Consider the following 14,797-nt stretch of genomic DNA (forward strand, 5'->3'; position numbering starts at 1 on the left):
ATGATTATATCATACCGAGAAATAAAAAAAATTGTAAAAGTAGAGAATCGATGGATTTTTTTAAGTATATTCACGCGGTGGGGACAGGCGTAAAGGGCAATAGAGATTTGGCTCAGGATGAGGCAAAAGATATGATGGAACAGGTTTTAAAACAGTCGGTTTACGGCGAACAGATAGCTGCTTTTTTACTTGGCTGGAGATTAAAACCTGAAACTACGGAGGAGTTTAGAGGAGTTGTTGAGGCTTGTGACATGTTTGTTAAAAAAACCGCAGTGCCAAATTCAATAGAGCTTGGATACCCGTTTGACGGCAAGGCAAACAACCCTTTTTTATTTCCTCTTGTTGCAAAAGCTCTTGAAAAATCGGAGTTGAATCTTGTTGTAGTAGGCGATGATTTGGCACCTGCAAAAGCAGGAATAACGCTAAAAGAAACGGCAACAAATATAGAGCTAAACAAAAATATTTACTATTTTGACAGAGCAGATTTTTTCAAAGAGATGCATGATTTAACGCCGCTTCGTATGAGACTTGGTCTTCGTACAGGGCTTAACACGATAGAAAAATTAACACATGTAGCTTCAAGCGAGTATGCGATAACAGGTGTTTTTCACAAACCGTTCGTAAAAAAATATATTGAAGCTTTTTCAAATAGATATAAAAGACTTGCCCTGATACAAGGAAACGAAGGAACTCCCGAGCTTTTTAGCAAAGGACGTTTATGGATTTCAGAGGGCGATAGTGTTGAAGAGTTTATAATCGACCCCGAATATTATGGAGTGAACTATACCAAATCGTGGGAGCGAATAACACTTGAGGAGTCGCTGGAACAGCTAAACAACCCATCACAAGAGTTTTTGAAACTTGCACGTCTGAATGCGGCAGTCTATCTTTTCGTGGCGCAAAAGGCCGCAACTATAGATGAAGCTTTTGAAAAACTAAATGGATAAGTTCTCAAACCATGTAAAAAATATATTGCATGGCTTTTTTCTGGCAATCGGCACCACAATCGCCGAGCCTTCAACTATTTTGCCTCTTATAGTAAACTACTTTGGCGGCGGTTCTATGCTTGTGGGATTTTTTGCCGCTCTTCTTCGCGGAGGCGCTATTATAGTTCAACTTTTTGCCGCTTTTCACGCACAGAGCTACAAACTTATGATGCCCTATCTTCGCAGAATATTTTTTATAAGATTTTTATCATGGTTTCTAATCGGTATCGCAATCGTTGTTTTTGGAGATAATTATCCAAACATTACTCTGGCTTCCATCGGTTTTGGTCTTTTTATGTTCTCCTTTAGCGCAGGTTTTGCGGCAATTTACTTTAGAGAGATAATGGCTAAAATATTTTCCCATAAATTTCGCGGCAAGACTATGGCATACCGCCAATTTTTTAGCGGTGCAGGAGGGCTTTTAAGCGGTGCATTGGCGGCTTGGATTTTAGAATCTTTTGATGCGCCTCAGAGTTACGGTTATCTTTTTATAATAAGCTCGTTTATTATGGGTTTTGGTTATCTTTCTTTTTCTTTGGTTGATGAGCCTGTTAAGGAAGAGGTATCTAAAAAAGAGAGCTCATTTAGAGAATTTTTGAAAAATTCCTACGATATTTTAAAAGCAGACAAGCATTTGCAGATTCAAGTTACAACTTTTCTTCTGGCTTACGGTTATCTAATAGCCCTGCCTTTTATAATCTTAGATGCACAGCAGAAGATAAACCTTAGCGGTGTTGCAATCGGTTCTTTGATTACTACTCAGATGGTAGGAGCGATGCTTAGCAACTTTTTATGGGGAAGATTAAGCGGAAGCGGTCGAAATACTCTTAGCGCAAAAATCTCTATAATTTTTCAAATCAGTGCTATTGCTTTAGCGGTTTACGCATCTTCGCTTTATGAGTACATGTTAATATTTTTTCTAATAGGTGCGGCGATGGACGGAAACCGTATTGCTTCAAGCAATCTTATTCTTATAGTAGCACCGCCGCAGAAGAGACCTGTATATATAGCTCTTCAGATGAATATTGTTTCGTTTGGGATGTTTTTTTCAATTATCGGCGGAGTTATTTTGAATTACTTAAATTATGCCGCCTTGTACAGTAGCTCGATAGCCGTACTTTTTGCGGCATTGTATTTATCTTTTAAATTAAGAGATTAAATTCCGTAAAATCTCTTAATAAAATCTCTCTCTTTTTGAGTTTCTATAAAAACTCTAGCCACGGTTTGGTTGTTCTCGCCTAAGATTAGTACATCGTTGTACTCAACTCTAAGATGCTCTCTTCCCCACTTCTCTTCAAGTTCGTCAAGTCTGTGAAATACGTCCGCCGCACTAGGTTTCTCTTTAGTTCCGTCACGTTTGTCGATAATAGTCAGTCCGCCTATTCTTTTTTCAAGTATATAAGGACTGTAAACTTTTATAGCTTTATATATGCGATCTTCTTTTGTTTCAGGTACCGCGCGTTGCATTGAAAGTATCCCTAAAACTAAAAACGCCGTAAAAAATCCAAATATTAGAGCTTTTTTTACACTCATTTGTTACTCCATGTATTTATATAGTCTTGAGCTTTTTTATCAAGCATTTTCATTCTCTCTTTGCCTTTTGGTAAAGTTTCTCTAAGGTTCTTCATCTCGCGCAAAAATTCGCCTATATCTGAGGGAATTAAATCTTGAAGATATTTTCTTAAATGTTTTGCCATGGCTGGAGACGTACCTGATGTTGAAACCGCAATAGTCAAATCATCTCTCTTTATATATGAAGGAAAGATAAAATCGCAATAATCTACGGAGTCAACAGAGTTGCAAAGACAGTTGTACTGTTTTGACTCTTCAAAAATTTTTGCTTGAAGAGGGATGTCGTCAACCGCAACTATAACAACCGCAAACTCTTTGATGTCGCCGGTTTCGTATCCTCTTTTTTCAAAGTTAAGATGGTTCTTTTTTATAGCACTATCCATCTCATCCGATAGTTCAAGCGCTATGACGGAGATATCTGACGAAAAGTCTAAAAGATGCTCTAGTTTTTCATAAGCTATATGACCGCCGCCGACGATTAAGATTTTTTTATTGTCAAGTTTTAAGAAGGCAGGAAAATAACTCATCTATCTCTTTTCATATATTATCGGTTGGTATAATATCATAGTTTTTTAAAAACTCTTATTGATAGATATCAAGTTAGATTAATTGAAATTAGATTACAATCGATTAAATAAAAATAAAAGCATGGGCGGAATTGTAATATATGAAAGATGAGATTTTATCACGAATTCAGCAGAAATTTCCTTTGGTTGAAAAGCCGTTTAAGGTTATTGCAGATGAGTTAAATATGAGTGAAGATGAAGTTCTTGCTATTTTGCAGGAGCAAAAAAAGAGCAATATTATACGTCAGACATCGGCAATATTTGATACTAAGAGATTGGGTTACATATCATCATTGGTAGCATTTAAAATTCCATCGGATAAGATAAGCGGTGCCGTCAAAATTATAAATTCTCATCCGGGAATATCACATAACTATGAGAGAAATCATGATTTTAACATTTGGTTTACGTTGGCAGTTGCTCCTAACTCTAAACTAGGTTTAGAAAAAACTTTAGAAGTTTTGGCGAAAGCGACAGAAGCAGACGATTATATTATGCTCCCTACTTTAAAACTCTTTAAAATAAACGTAAAACTAAACACTACGGGCAAAGATGAAAAGAAAGAGGAAGTTAAAAGAGTTAAGCATACCGAGATAGAGCTTACTTCTCTTCATCACGCGATTATCAGACGTGCTCAATATGATATAGAGATGGTATCTGAGCCGTTTAAAAAGATAATTGATGAGCTTGATATAGATTATGATACATTTTTTAGAGTTTTACAAGAGCTTCAAGAAGCAGGTGTAATGAGAAGATTCGCATCAATTCTAAATCATAGAAAAGCCGGTTTTGGTGCAAATGCAATGGTCGTTTGGGATGTTGATGAAGAAAATGGAGAAGCTATAGGGGAAAAAGCAGCAGCTTTTAGTGCGGTAAGCCACTGCTATCTTCGTCCAAAATATGCAAATTGGCCTTATAACCTTTTTACGATGGTTCATGGAAAAACTACCGATGATACGAGTGCGATTATTGAAGAGATGTCATCTGAAATAGAAGCAAAAAGCTACATGCCTCTTTACAGCTCAAGAGAGTTTAAAAAAGTAAGAATAGAATATTTTACCCCCGAGTTTGAAGCTTGGGAAGAGCAATACGCAAAATAAGGGATTGATATGGAACTTTTTTTAGAATTAGAGATAGTATATATAGTTATTGCCGCTTTTATATTAAGTGTGACTGCTTTTGTAACGACAAGAGATTTTATGCCAAAGGGTGCATTTAAAAAAGGTATGATAGGTATAGGTACTATGGTTACGTTAATGGTGGCTTTTCATTACAACTTGACCGTGTCTCGAATGAACGGAGTTGAAGAGCTTTTTAACGCAGGAGAGACTATAATTTGTGAAAATAAGATGCGCAGAACAGTTTCAAGATCTGTTCTTTTATCTCAAAAACTAGGTTGGAGACTTGAAGATCATCTTTTTAAAAATGATGATTACGAGAGAGATTTTCATACTTCAAGATGCGTTGACTGGATAGGCAGTGAACCTCAAATAGAAGAAGAGAAGAAAGCTCACGAAAAAGAGAAATAATGGCAACACTTAAACGTTATGCGTTAGCGATATTTTTTTTATTGGTTATCTCTTTTGTAATGCTTCTTGGCACTATGGTAGTAAAAAGTTTTGGCGACAAGATGTTTGAAAATACAGGAATTAAAATTGAACCTATAAGAGAGGAGAATAGATGAGTTTAACCATTATCCTTATTGTAGCCGTATTGCTTAGTATCGGTTTTCATTTTATCGGAGTCTATGCAGGTGCGAAAAAAACCGTGTGGATTATGCTTGTTTTAATGTGGGCAGGAACTATAAATATAGCAATGAGCGAAATTAAGCCAGATGGATATGAAGATATTAAAAAAATGAGAGGTCAATTTAGCGATACGGATAAATTGATAGAAGAGGCTATGCCTACGGTCTCTTTATATGAGATGCTAAGTATTAAAAAAAGCTACCAGACAAACAGCCCTAAAAAATGAAAAAAGTATCTATTATCGGATGCGGTTGGCTAGGAAAACCTCTATTTGATAAGCTCTCTAAAACTCTACATGTAGAGTGTTTTTCAAGAGATAACACCGCCGATGACTCTGCTTTTTGGCAGAGCGACATTATTATCATTGCTATAAATACCAAAGACAACTACCTTTCGACACTCCAAAAAATAGTAACACTCTCTAAGCCGGAGTCTAAAATAATATTGATGAGTTCTACATCCGTATATAAAGAGTTTGACACAGATGTGGATGAGAGTGCGGTTATTACAAAAACTTCGCTTATAAAAGAGGCGGAAGATTTGGTTACGGGTGCAAAAGAGCAGGTGGTTGTTCTTAGACTTGGCGGTCTTATGGGAGATGATAGAATTTCAGGCAGATGGAAGAGTGCAAAAGATTTCAATGATGGCTATGTAAACTATATTCATAAAGAAGATGTTATAAACATAGTAAAATCAATGATAGAAAAAGATATAACAAAAGGGGTCTATAACTTAGTTGCACCGACTCATCCGCTTCGCTCAGAAATTCATAAAAAAAACGGTAAAGATTTTGGTTTTGCGCTTGGAAATTTTGAAGGAATGAGTAAGCGCAGAGTTTTATCAGATAAGTTGATTAAAGATTTAAACTATACCTTTTTATATCCAAATCCGCTAGATTTTTGGAACTAGTTGCTTCTGGCTAATTCGGCAAAATCTATTTCAGGAGTATTTTTTTTATCTTGCGCTATTTTTTTGTCCTCTTCAAAACTTCCGCTACTAAAGACATATTCGCTGCTCTTTAGTATGCACCCCTTCATTCCCGGAACACAATCTTTTTTAACCAATTTGCAGTAACCTTTATAGTCATGTTGACAAGTCCAGCCCATATTTAGCCCTCTTTTTATAAACTAATAGTGAATTATGATACAATTTTTTAAACAAAGAGGAAAAAATGGATTATAAAAAATTAGATAAAACAACCTTGATAGAGTACCTCTCAAATATAGCAAAAATAAAGAGCTATTTTGGTTCCGATGATTTGATAGCGCAGGAGATTGGCGATGGTAATCTCAACTATGTATATAAAATAAGCTCCGTACAAAATCCGCAAAAAGCTCTTATAGTAAAACAGGCAGTACCATATCTTAGATGTGTAGGAGAGGAGTTTCCTCTAGGGCGCGAGAGAATGACATACGAGATAAGGGCTTTGCAGAAATTTTACAATATCCTTCCAAGCTTTATCCCGAATCTTTATCACACAAGCGAAGATATGAGTTTAGTAGTTATGGAGTACTTAGGCAATCATGTTATTATGAGAAAAGGGCTGATGGACGGCGTGAAATATAAAAATTTTAGCGAACATATATCTACGTACATGTCGGCTATGCTTTTTTATACATCATCTTTGTATCTTTGCAGCAGTGAAAAAAGAGTTATAATTGCTCAATTTAACTCCAATATGGAGCTTTGTAAACTAACCGAAGATTTGGTATTTAGTTTTGCTTTTATGGAGCATGAGACAAACGATAACGCAAATGTAAAAAACAACCCCGAAGCACAAAAACTTTTTGCGGATATGGAATTTAAAGAGAAAGTTTTAGAGCTAAAATACAGATTTATGACGCAAGGCGATGCTCTTTTACATGGAGATTTGCATACGGGTTCTATTATGATAAATGAGAATGAGACGTATGTTATTGACCCTGAGTTTGCATTTGTAGGACCTTTTGGTTTTGATATTGGAGCATTACTTGCAAACTTGGTAAACAATTATATCTACCATGTTGTAGTTACAAAAGATGAAGATTTTCAAAATTGGCTTTTAGTTACTATAAAAGAGGTTATGGAGAAATTTAGAGATAAGTTTTTGAATTTTTGGAGTGAACACAAAGAGTCGGCTCTTTTAGTCGAGGGATATTTGGATAATGAAACACTTGTAAGATATAAAGAGAAGTTTGTAAAAAACATCATTAAAGAGAGTATTGGTTTTGCAGGCTGTAAGATGGCAAGACGTGTTTACGGTGTTGCTGGGGTTGAGGAGATAAGAGGGATTGAAGATAAAAATCTCAGAGCTGAAGCAGAGAAGATGGCTCTAAAAATTGCAAGAGAGTTTGTAATAAATTATGAAAAAATTAATAGTGTAGATGAGATATTGGAGATAGTGAAAAATGCAGGGTAAGTATAAGGCTCTATGGCTGAGCGATGATATGTTTGATGAGTGTTTGGAGGTAATAGACCAGAGACAGTTACCGTTTGAGTACGATACAAAATATCTCAGTACGACAGATGAAGTAGTAGAGGCTATAAAAAATATGACTGTTCGCGGAGCGGGAGTTATAGGCAGCGTTGCTGCATTTGGAATATATATAGCGGCAATAGAAGTTTATGGAGATTATGAGGCTTTAAAAGAAAAAGCAGCTTTAATACGAGAGTCTCGTCCGACAGCCGTAAATCTTATGTGGGCGGTTGATAAGATGATAAGTCTGCTTAAGAGTTCCGACAACGTAGTCGAAGATGCAAGAAAATTTGCTATAGAGCTAAACGATAAAGAAGCGTTAGAGAGCCAAAAAATAGCGGAGTTTGGCTGTGATATCATAGAAGATATTTTAAAAAAGAAGAATAAAACCCGTATTAATATTCTTACTCACTGCAACGCAGGCTGGCTTGCGGTTATAGACGAAGGAACGGCATTAGCACCGATTTATGAAGCAAAAAGAAGGGGCATAGATGTACATGTATGGGTTGATGAGACGCGTCCGCGAAATCAAGGAGCATCTCTTACTGCGTGGGAACTTGCCCAAGATGGAATCGCGCATACGATTATTGCCGATAACACGGGTGGACATCTTATGCAAATAGGCGAAGTTGACATGGTAATAGTCGGAGCAGACAGAGTAAGTGCTAACGGAGATGTGGCAAACAAGATAGGAACATATTTAAAAGCACTTGCGGCACATGATAACGGTATCCCTTTTTACGTGGCTATTCCGGCTTCTACTTTTGACTTTGAGATAAATGACGGTGTAAAAGATATACCGATTGAACTTAGAAGCGAAGATGAGGTTAAGTATATACGCGGAGTTGACGCTGATGGAGTGATAAGAGAAGTGCGTATTACGCCTGAAAATTCGTCTGCTATAAACTACGGTTTTGACGTTACACCTGCAAGACTTATAACTGGGCTTATAACAAACAAAGGGGTTTGCGAGGCGGACTTTGATAAAATAAGAGAAAAGTTTAGAGGATAATATATTGAAAAGTTTATGGGATGATAAAGAAGCACTAAATTATAAGAGCGATTTGGATTTAAGGGTATATACATCAAGACTGTTAGGGCGTGACAGCTCTTTAGTTCTTCACGGCGGCGGAAATACATCCGTAAAATCTACTGCGATAAATCTTTTTGGAGAGGTTGAAGAGATACTTTATGTAAAAGGGAGCGGTTGGGATTTGGCAACCATTGAAGCAGAGGGTTTTGCTCCCGTAAAAATGGACATGCTTTTAAAAATGGCAGAGCTTCAAGAGCTTAGCGATACGGATATGGTAAAGTATCAACGTCTTGCCATGACAAATCCATCTGCTCCAAACCCTTCCGTTGAAGCAATACTACATGCGATTATCCCTTTTAAATTTGTCGATCATACACATACAGACGCTGTTGTAACAATCACAAATACGCATAACGGCGAAGATAAAATCAAAGAACTTTACGGCGATAAAGTGTTGGTTATTCCATATATCATGCCCGGTTTTGTTCTTGCTAAACTTGTTTATGACATGACGAGAGATGTGGACTGGAGTAAGCTTGAGGGTATGGTTCTTCTAAATCATGGTCTTTTTACATTTGCCGACGATGCAAAAGAATCTTATGAAAAAACCATAGAGTTGGTTGATAGGGCAGAGAGGTATCTTGAAGCAAAAGGTGCAGTGCTACATGTAGAAAAAAACAGTATTGATATCGAGCTTTTAACTCTTGCAAAAATTCGTAAAGAGGTCTCAAACTTAAAAGGCAAAGCGACTGTGTCAATCTATAACGACAGTGATTTGGCACTCTATTTTTCTAAACAAAATATCCAAAAAATAGCGACTAATGGACCTCTGACACCCGACCATGTTATACGAACAAAAAGAGTTCCAGCTATTTTAAGAGATGATTTTAAATCTGATTTGGCTGATTATGTAAAAGAGTATCAAGAGTACTTTTTGGAAAATAAAAAAGATGAGATGCTTTTAAATCCTGCACCGAATTTTGCTATTTTGAAGGGTGCAGGAGTACTATCTTTTGGAGCAAATGCAAAAGAGGCAAATATTATCAAAGATATAAATGAACATACTTACGAGGCGATTTTAAAGGCAGAAATGCTTGGCGGATATAAAGCTTTGAGTGCGGCAGATATATTTGAAGTAGAGTATTGGTCTCTTGAACAAGCAAAATTAAAGGGCGGCGGAAGTATGCCTGAGTTTGGCGGAAAAATAGCTCTTGTAACGGGAGCGGCAAGTGGAATAGGACTTGCAATTGCTAAAATGTTAAATAAAAGAGGTGCGGCAGTCGTAGCTCTTGATATAAACGCTGATGTTGAGAAGATATTTAGTAAAGCAGATGCAAAAGGTGTTAAGTGTGATTTGACATGTAGCTATGATATACAAAATGCGATAGAGATTGCAGTTAAGAGTTTCGGCGGAATTGATATAGTCGTAAGCAATGCAGGTATCTTTACACCGAGTGAAAATCTTGATGAGTTAAGTGATGAGAATTGGAAAAAAAGTATGGATATAAATCTCACTTCGCACCAAAAACTGCTCAAATATACAGCACCGTTTCTAAAGCTCGGTGTTGATGCTTCCATAATTATGATAGCTTCTAAAAACTTTCCCGCACCCGGAAAAGGAGCGGCGGCTTATTCGGTAGCAAAAGCGGGACAGACTCAGCTTGCACGTATAGCGGCACTAGAACTCGGAGAATACGGAGTCAGAGTAAATACGCTTCATCCTCATGCGGTGTTTGATACGGCTATATGGACTGATGAAGTTTTACAAAAACGTGCAAAAGCTTACGGGATGAGTGTAGAGGAGTATAAGACGAATAATGTGCTTAAAACTGAAATCTGCTCAGATGACGTAGCGGAACTTGTGTGTGCTATGGCAGGAAAACCTTTTTCAAAAACAACGGGTTCTCAAGTTGCCATAGACGGGGGGAGTGATAGGATAATTTAAATTAATTTTAGATATTTATGCGGCAATTTTGTTTTTTTTGTATTAAAAAAAATTATGTTTATTTTAATATAACTACAGATAAACTTGATGCTATGAATAAAGCAGTAACCTTCTTAGCCAAGATTGGGTTTTGGCAATTTGTTATTCTCTTTAGTGTTTTAGCTCTTGTTATGTCTGAAATTTTGATTCTTATTCATAGCTACTTGCTTACGGGTTATTTTTTTGATAAAAATCTTTTAACAGTAGGTTTTACTATTCCTCTTCTTGTCGGTATTACCATTTTTCCTTTAATAGCTTTTTTATTATCTTATCTTAGAGAGTTGCAAGATGACAAAGATAAGATAATAGCACTTCAAAAAAAAACCCAAAAAAAGCTTGAAAAAAGTGAAAGTTATCAACGTGCAATATTAGACAGTTTCCCTTTTTTTGTTTGGTTAAAAGACACAAATAGCGATTATTTAGCGATAAATATGCCTGTTGCTAAAGCAGTTGGACTTGATAATCCATCAGAATTTATCGGTAAAAATGATTTAGATTTTTTTCCAAAAGATTTAGCTGAGGCATATCGCGCCGATGATAAAGAGATTATGCAAACATTACAAAAAAAAGAGCTTGAAGAACTCATTGAATGTAATGGCGAGAGAATATGGCATCAAACTTATAAAGCTCCTATTTTGGATAAAGAGGGAAATCTTTTTGGCACCGTAGGCTTTGCAAGGGATATTACAAAAGATAAAGAAGCAGAAGAAGAGCTAAAACTTATGAAATATGCACTAGACCATGCAGAAGAGGCGGTATATTTAACTGATAAAGATGGATGTTTTAAATATGTAAGTGATGGTTCGGTTCGTCAATTGGATTATACAAAAGAGGAATTTAAGAGCATGGGAATATCTGATATAGATTCAGATTTTAATCTTTCATCTTTAGAAGCATTTTTTTTAGAACTAAAGCAAAATAGCTCATTAATTTTTAGAACAAGACATAAAAATAAAAAGGGAACTATGTTTCCTGTTGAAATAAATGCAAATTACATTGAGTATAGAGGGCGTGAATATAGTCTTGCATTTGTTAGAGATATCACTAGAAGTAAACAGATTGAGGATAATCTTAAGTTATCGGCGAGTGTATTTACTTCAGCGCGCGAAGGAATTGTTATAACGGATGCCAATAATAACATTATTGATGTAAATGATGCATTTGTTAAGATAACAGGCTATCCGCGTGGCGAAGTGCTTGGCAAAAATCCAAGAATACTACAATCAGGACATAATAATGAAGAATTTTATACGGATATGTGGGAATCCTTACATAGCAACGGTGTTTGGCGCGGCGAATTACTAAATAGAAAAAAAAGCGGAGAGGAGTATGTTGAAAATTCAACTATCAGTGCAGTTTACGATGAGAACGGTGTAGTAAAAAACTATGTTGCCATTTTTACGGATATAACATTGCAAAAACAGCAACAGCAAAAACTTGAATATATCGCTCACCATGACATGTTGACAAACCTTCCAAATCGTGTTTTATTTATCGATAGAATGCATCAAGCTATGGCGCAGGCAGTTCGCAGAAAACAGTTAATAGCCGTCATATATATTGACATTGACGGTTTTAAAGATGTTAATGACACTTATGGACATGAAGCAGGTGATAAACTGCTTGTTTTGTTAGCTGAGAAAATGCAAAGCTTATTTAGAGAAGGCGATACAATTTCTCGTATAGGCGGAGATGAGTTTATAGCGTTATTGGTTGATGTAGCAAATAAAGTATCCATAACATCATTTTTAAAAAGATTGCTTGATATCGTATCAGAGGAGATAAGTATTAATGGATTTCCTATAAATGTTTCAGCAAGTATCGGCGTCACATTCTACCCTCAACAAAATGAATTAAACGCAGAACAGATTATTAAACAAGCAGATGAAGTTATGTATCAGGCAAAATTGTCAGGTAAAAATAAGTATGTTATGTTTACTCATAAAGATAAAGTATCTAAAATATTATTTTAGATATTCCATCCTTCTAATATTTTCTGGCATTTTATCAAGTGCAAATGTTTTTTGACTCTTGATATAGCTTGGATATTTAAAATCTTTTGAGGTCATAAGGGAATAGAGTGTTTGAAGATATTCATTATCAATTTTTTTGTATTTAACTTCCATCTCTTTGGCAACACGAAGAAAAAAAGTAAGCAAAATTGCCTGTGCTTTTTCATTGACTGCATCACTGTGTATAACGCCCTCAAACTCTTTTCTCATCGTCATAATATTATATTCACACTGTTCGTCGAGGTTATTCGCATCTTCTGTGCCTAAATACTCCAAAATATCTAAAATAAGATTCAAAAACATCAAATTAGTTTTATCGATAGTAACATTATTTTTATCTAGTTTCTCTTTATAAGCAAGTATGTCGGATTGTATATTTTTAAAGTATGGTAACGGCATATAAGTATCCTTTTATCAATGATATTTTGGATATTAATTATAACATAAGTAGGTATGACGACGGCAAAAATACCGTCGTTTAATGCTTAAAGCGCATCAGGTTTTGGAGTGTTGTTTGTGCTTGAGGGAAGTATCGGGTACGTAATTTGCGGCTTTGTTCCCGTTAAACTTTTTAGAAATATCTCAATTGAAGCCGCATCTTTATCGTTTATAGTAATGCCTAGCTGTACGCTTCCCATCTCTTTAATTGCTTCTTGAAGCGACCAGATTTTACCATTATGGAAGTATGGCGCAGTCTCTTCTATATTGCGAAGTGTAGGAGCTTTCACCATGCCGTTTTTATCACCCTTAAAATCACCGGTATCTGCAAATTTATATTTGTTTGCAATCTGGAACGGCTGCATAGTTCCGCCTATACCTATATCGTTATGACATGTAGTACAGCCTTTGTCCATAAAAGTTTTCAAACCATCCTTTTCTGCTTTATTTAATGCATTGTCTTTGCCGTGCATAAATTCATCAAATCTTGAAGGAGTAATAAGAGTACGTTCAAATACCGCAATCGTGTCTGCTATCTTTTCAAAGTCAATTTTTATGTTGCTGCCGTAGGCATTTTTAAATTCATCTACGTATGCAGGAATAGAAGTAACTCTTTGAACAACGAGCTCTTTAGGTGCTGCCATCTCAGGTCCCGCTTGAATCGGTCCTTGCGCCTGATCCTCTAGGTGAGGGCTTCTACCGTCCCAAAATTGTACTGTATTGAGTACTGAGTTATATACGGTAGGAGAGTTTAGATGATGTGGATTTGCAGTCCATTTATGCCCGATTGCCGCACTTACGCCGTCAGCTCCGCCCATTCCTAAATTATGACATGTATTACAGCTAATTAGTGAGCTTTTTGAGAGCCTAGGATCAAAGTAGAGTTTTTTACCAAGTTCTACTTTTGTATCCGTTATAGGATTTTTAGGGTCATCAACAAGCTTTAATATCTCAGACTGACTTTGAGGAATAGGTCTTAAACCTGCTTTTTTGGCTTCAGTAGAAAGACTTGAAGCAAACGAAAGAGTCGATAAAGTAGCAATAGCTACTAAGCTTAGTAATTTCATTTTAACACTCCTTAGTAATTTTGGATATTTGAGAGTTTATCATATAAGAACTTAAGCATAAATAATAAAAATTCTTATTTAGGAAAAATTATTACTAAATTCTTAAATATAAATATATTAAAAAATTTTTATTTAAAATTATTAATATAAATGCTACCATCTCAATCATGAAAAATTATGAACTACTGCTCAGAGAGCACAATTTAAAAGTTACGCCTCAACGTATAGGAATACTTTCCGTATTGGGTGATATGGGACATGTAAGTATCGAAGAACTTTTTACTATCATTCGCAAAGATTTTTACTCCATATCAATCGCAACACTTTATAAAAATATAAGTTTTATGATGGAAGTCAATCTTTTAAAAGAAGTAAAAGTACCTAACGGTAAATCAAAATATGAGATTCTAAAAGATGAACACTCTCATATGATTTGCAAAAAGTGCGAAAAGCTAGAAGACGTAAAAGTTTGTTTAGACAGTATAGTTAAAAATATTTCAGAAAAAAGCGGCTACATGTTTGATGATAATTCACTTGTATTATCGGGTATTTGCCCTACATGTCAAAAAGGTACTGTTTAGTTAACTCAGCAAATTTTAGTCAGAACTAATGTGACACCGTCTTCTTTTATTTCGAATAAACCATCTTTTTTTAGCTCATTCATCGCCTCTTCCAAAGCATCATCTTGTTTTGCATTTAATTTGGTTAAAATATTTTGAACAACATCTTGTTTTGTCATAATCTGACCTATATTGTTGTTTTTTTTAAACCAATTTATAAACATCTCTTTAACTTCATTTTTCGGTGTTAAATCAATTTGCTTATCTTTTGAAAGCGGTTTTCTTGCAGTACTTTTAGCTGCAGAATTATTTCTTTTATTTTTAAGAGAAGATTTCATATTTGACCTTGATTGTTTTATGCTATTTTTATCTTGAT

The 14,797-nt window shown here is 35.6% G+C and carries 18 protein-coding genes; 12 read left to right on the forward strand and 6 right to left on the reverse strand.

Going from position 1 to position 14,797, the window contains the following annotated elements:
* Positions 1-50: 50 nt before the first annotated feature.
* Positions 51-947: a glycosyl transferase gene (locus A2530_RS05955; RefSeq protein WP_294885076.1), complete on the forward strand. Its 897-nt coding sequence runs from the start codon at positions 51-53 to the stop codon at positions 945-947.
* Positions 940-2,145 (forward strand): MFS transporter, encoded by a 1,206-nt coding sequence (locus A2530_RS05960; RefSeq protein ID WP_294885075.1) that lies wholly within the window; start codon positions 940-942, stop codon positions 2,143-2,145. Before A2530_RS05955 ends, A2530_RS05960 begins: the two co-directional genes overlap by 8 nt.
* Here A2530_RS05960 and A2530_RS05965 read toward each other — a convergent pair.
* Together A2530_RS05965 and A2530_RS05970 are read right to left on the reverse strand one after the other, a co-directional pair.
* Positions 2,142-2,519, reverse strand: a complete 378-nt coding sequence (locus A2530_RS05965) for a hypothetical protein (RefSeq protein WP_294885074.1) — start codon at positions 2,517-2,519, stop codon at positions 2,142-2,144. The genes A2530_RS05960 and A2530_RS05965 overlap by 4 nt on opposite strands.
* Positions 2,516-3,085, reverse strand: a complete 570-nt coding sequence (locus A2530_RS05970; RefSeq protein WP_294885073.1) for a bifunctional precorrin-2 dehydrogenase/sirohydrochlorin ferrochelatase — start codon at positions 3,083-3,085, stop codon at positions 2,516-2,518. Before A2530_RS05970 ends, A2530_RS05965 begins: the two co-directional genes overlap by 4 nt.
* Positions 3,086-3,225: 140 nt before the next feature.
* Here A2530_RS05970 and A2530_RS05975 point away from each other — a divergent pair, with 140 nt between their 5' ends.
* From A2530_RS05975 to A2530_RS05995, 5 genes are read left to right on the forward strand one after another with little or no spacing between them, the layout of a single operon-like run.
* Positions 3,226-4,224, forward strand: coding sequence for an Lrp/AsnC family transcriptional regulator (locus A2530_RS05975; protein ID WP_294885072.1), 999 nt, complete (start codon positions 3,226-3,228; stop codon positions 4,222-4,224).
* Between the two features lie 9 nt (positions 4,225-4,233).
* A complete protein-coding gene (locus A2530_RS05980; RefSeq protein ID WP_294885071.1) occupies positions 4,234-4,653 on the forward strand; it encodes a hypothetical protein in 420 nt (139 codons plus the stop codon).
* Complete coding sequence (locus A2530_RS05985; RefSeq protein ID WP_294885070.1) at positions 4,653-4,808, forward strand: hypothetical protein; 156 nt, start codon at positions 4,653-4,655, stop codon at positions 4,806-4,808. Before A2530_RS05980 ends, A2530_RS05985 begins: the two co-directional genes overlap by 1 nt.
* Positions 4,805-5,098 carry a hypothetical protein gene (locus A2530_RS05990; protein WP_294885069.1) on the forward strand — a complete coding sequence of 98 codons (294 nt, stop codon included), beginning with the start codon at positions 4,805-4,807 and terminating at the stop codon, positions 5,096-5,098. Before A2530_RS05985 ends, A2530_RS05990 begins: the two co-directional genes overlap by 4 nt.
* The gene (locus A2530_RS05995) at positions 5,095-5,781 is read left to right on the forward strand and encodes a hypothetical protein (RefSeq protein ID WP_294885068.1); all 687 of its coding nucleotides are present in this window, start codon (positions 5,095-5,097) and stop codon (positions 5,779-5,781) included. The genes A2530_RS05990 and A2530_RS05995 overlap by 4 nt, the downstream gene beginning before the upstream one ends.
* On the opposite strand, the gene A2530_RS06000 is transcribed toward A2530_RS05995, so the two are convergent.
* The gene (locus A2530_RS06000; RefSeq protein WP_294885067.1) at positions 5,778-5,978 is read right to left on the reverse strand and encodes a hypothetical protein; all 201 of its coding nucleotides are present in this window, start codon (positions 5,976-5,978) and stop codon (positions 5,778-5,780) included. The two genes, A2530_RS05995 and A2530_RS06000, sit on opposite strands and share 4 nt — an antisense overlap.
* Before the next feature lie 65 nt (positions 5,979-6,043).
* On the opposite strand from A2530_RS06000, the gene mtnK reads away from it, so the two are divergent.
* The 4 genes from mtnK to A2530_RS06020 all read left to right on the forward strand — a co-directional run bounded on the left by mtnK (position 6,044) and on the right by A2530_RS06020 (position 12,317).
* Complete coding sequence (gene mtnK, locus A2530_RS06005; RefSeq protein ID WP_294885066.1) at positions 6,044-7,270, forward strand: S-methyl-5-thioribose kinase; 1,227 nt, start codon at positions 6,044-6,046, stop codon at positions 7,268-7,270.
* Entirely contained in the window at positions 7,260-8,339 is a 1,080-nt protein-coding gene (gene mtnA / locus A2530_RS06010) for an S-methyl-5-thioribose-1-phosphate isomerase (protein ID WP_294885065.1), read from the forward strand. The genes mtnK and mtnA overlap by 11 nt, the downstream gene beginning before the upstream one ends.
* 4 nt (positions 8,340-8,343) lie before the next feature.
* On the forward strand, positions 8,344-10,305 hold the full coding sequence (locus tag A2530_RS06015) for a bifunctional aldolase/short-chain dehydrogenase (protein ID WP_294885064.1): 1,962 nt from the start codon (positions 8,344-8,346) through the stop codon (positions 10,303-10,305).
* Positions 10,306-10,397: 92 nt separating this feature from the next.
* On the forward strand, positions 10,398-12,317 hold the full coding sequence (locus tag A2530_RS06020) for a bifunctional diguanylate cyclase/phosphodiesterase (protein WP_294885063.1): 1,920 nt from the start codon (positions 10,398-10,400) through the stop codon (positions 12,315-12,317).
* On the opposite strand, the gene A2530_RS06025 is transcribed toward A2530_RS06020, so the two are convergent.
* Entirely contained in the window at positions 12,309-12,755 is a 447-nt protein-coding gene (locus A2530_RS06025; protein WP_294885062.1) for a hypothetical protein, read from the reverse strand. The two genes, A2530_RS06020 and A2530_RS06025, sit on opposite strands and share 9 nt — an antisense overlap.
* 86 nt (positions 12,756-12,841) lie before the next feature.
* The gene (locus A2530_RS06030; RefSeq protein ID WP_294885061.1) at positions 12,842-13,861 is read right to left on the reverse strand and encodes a cytochrome-c peroxidase; all 1,020 of its coding nucleotides are present in this window, start codon (positions 13,859-13,861) and stop codon (positions 12,842-12,844) included.
* Positions 13,862-14,028: 167 nt separating this feature from the next.
* Here A2530_RS06030 and A2530_RS06035 point away from each other — a divergent pair, with 167 nt between their 5' ends.
* On the forward strand, positions 14,029-14,442 hold the full coding sequence (locus A2530_RS06035) for a Fur family transcriptional regulator (protein WP_294885060.1): 414 nt from the start codon (positions 14,029-14,031) through the stop codon (positions 14,440-14,442).
* A gap of 5 nt (positions 14,443-14,447) precedes the next feature.
* Here the strand turns inward: A2530_RS06035 and A2530_RS06040 are convergent, their stop codons facing one another.
* Complete coding sequence (locus tag A2530_RS06040; RefSeq protein ID WP_294885059.1) at positions 14,448-14,759, reverse strand: hypothetical protein; 312 nt, start codon at positions 14,757-14,759, stop codon at positions 14,448-14,450.
* Positions 14,760-14,797: the final 38 nt, after the last annotated feature.

This window comes from Sulfurimonas sp. RIFOXYD2_FULL_34_21 (assembly GCF_001830805.1).
In the GTDB taxonomy this organism is placed as follows: domain Bacteria; phylum Campylobacterota; class Campylobacteria; order Campylobacterales; family Sulfurimonadaceae; genus Sulfurimonas.

Bases quoted from the DNA above. Each gene is read 5' to 3' on its own strand.
- A2530_RS06040 (WP_294885059.1), bottom strand. From the start codon at position 14,759: ATGAAATCTTCTCTTAAAAATAAAAGAAATAATTCTGCAGCTAAAAGT.
- A2530_RS05995 (WP_294885068.1), top strand. From the start codon at position 5,095: ATGAAAAAAGTATCTATTATCGGATGCGGTTGGCTAGGAAAACCTCTA.
- A2530_RS05955 (WP_294885076.1), top strand. From the start codon at position 51: ATGGATTTTTTTAAGTATATTCACGCGGTGGGGACAGGCGTAAAGGGC.
- mtnA (WP_294885065.1), top strand. From the start codon at position 7,260: ATGCAGGGTAAGTATAAGGCTCTATGGCTGAGCGATGATATGTTTGAT.
- A2530_RS05965 (WP_294885074.1), bottom strand. From the start codon at position 2,519: ATGAGTGTAAAAAAAGCTCTAATATTTGGATTTTTTACGGCGTTTTTA.
- A2530_RS06030 (WP_294885061.1), bottom strand. From the start codon at position 13,861: ATGAAATTACTAAGCTTAGTAGCTATTGCTACTTTATCGACTCTTTCG.
- A2530_RS05990 (WP_294885069.1), top strand. From the start codon at position 4,805: ATGAGTTTAACCATTATCCTTATTGTAGCCGTATTGCTTAGTATCGGT.
- A2530_RS06035 (WP_294885060.1), top strand. From the start codon at position 14,029: ATGAAAAATTATGAACTACTGCTCAGAGAGCACAATTTAAAAGTTACG.
- A2530_RS05960 (WP_294885075.1), top strand. From the start codon at position 940: ATGGATAAGTTCTCAAACCATGTAAAAAATATATTGCATGGCTTTTTT.
- A2530_RS05970 (WP_294885073.1), bottom strand. From the start codon at position 3,085: ATGAGTTATTTTCCTGCCTTCTTAAAACTTGACAATAAAAAAATCTTA.
- A2530_RS05985 (WP_294885070.1), top strand. From the start codon at position 4,653: ATGGCAACACTTAAACGTTATGCGTTAGCGATATTTTTTTTATTGGTT.
- A2530_RS05980 (WP_294885071.1), top strand. From the start codon at position 4,234: ATGGAACTTTTTTTAGAATTAGAGATAGTATATATAGTTATTGCCGCT.
- A2530_RS06000 (WP_294885067.1), bottom strand. From the start codon at position 5,978: ATGGGCTGGACTTGTCAACATGACTATAAAGGTTACTGCAAATTGGTT.
- A2530_RS06025 (WP_294885062.1), bottom strand. From the start codon at position 12,755: ATGCCGTTACCATACTTTAAAAATATACAATCCGACATACTTGCTTAT.
- A2530_RS06020 (WP_294885063.1), top strand. From the start codon at position 10,398: ATGAATAAAGCAGTAACCTTCTTAGCCAAGATTGGGTTTTGGCAATTT.
- A2530_RS05975 (WP_294885072.1), top strand. From the start codon at position 3,226: ATGAAAGATGAGATTTTATCACGAATTCAGCAGAAATTTCCTTTGGTT.
- mtnK (WP_294885066.1), top strand. From the start codon at position 6,044: ATGGATTATAAAAAATTAGATAAAACAACCTTGATAGAGTACCTCTCA.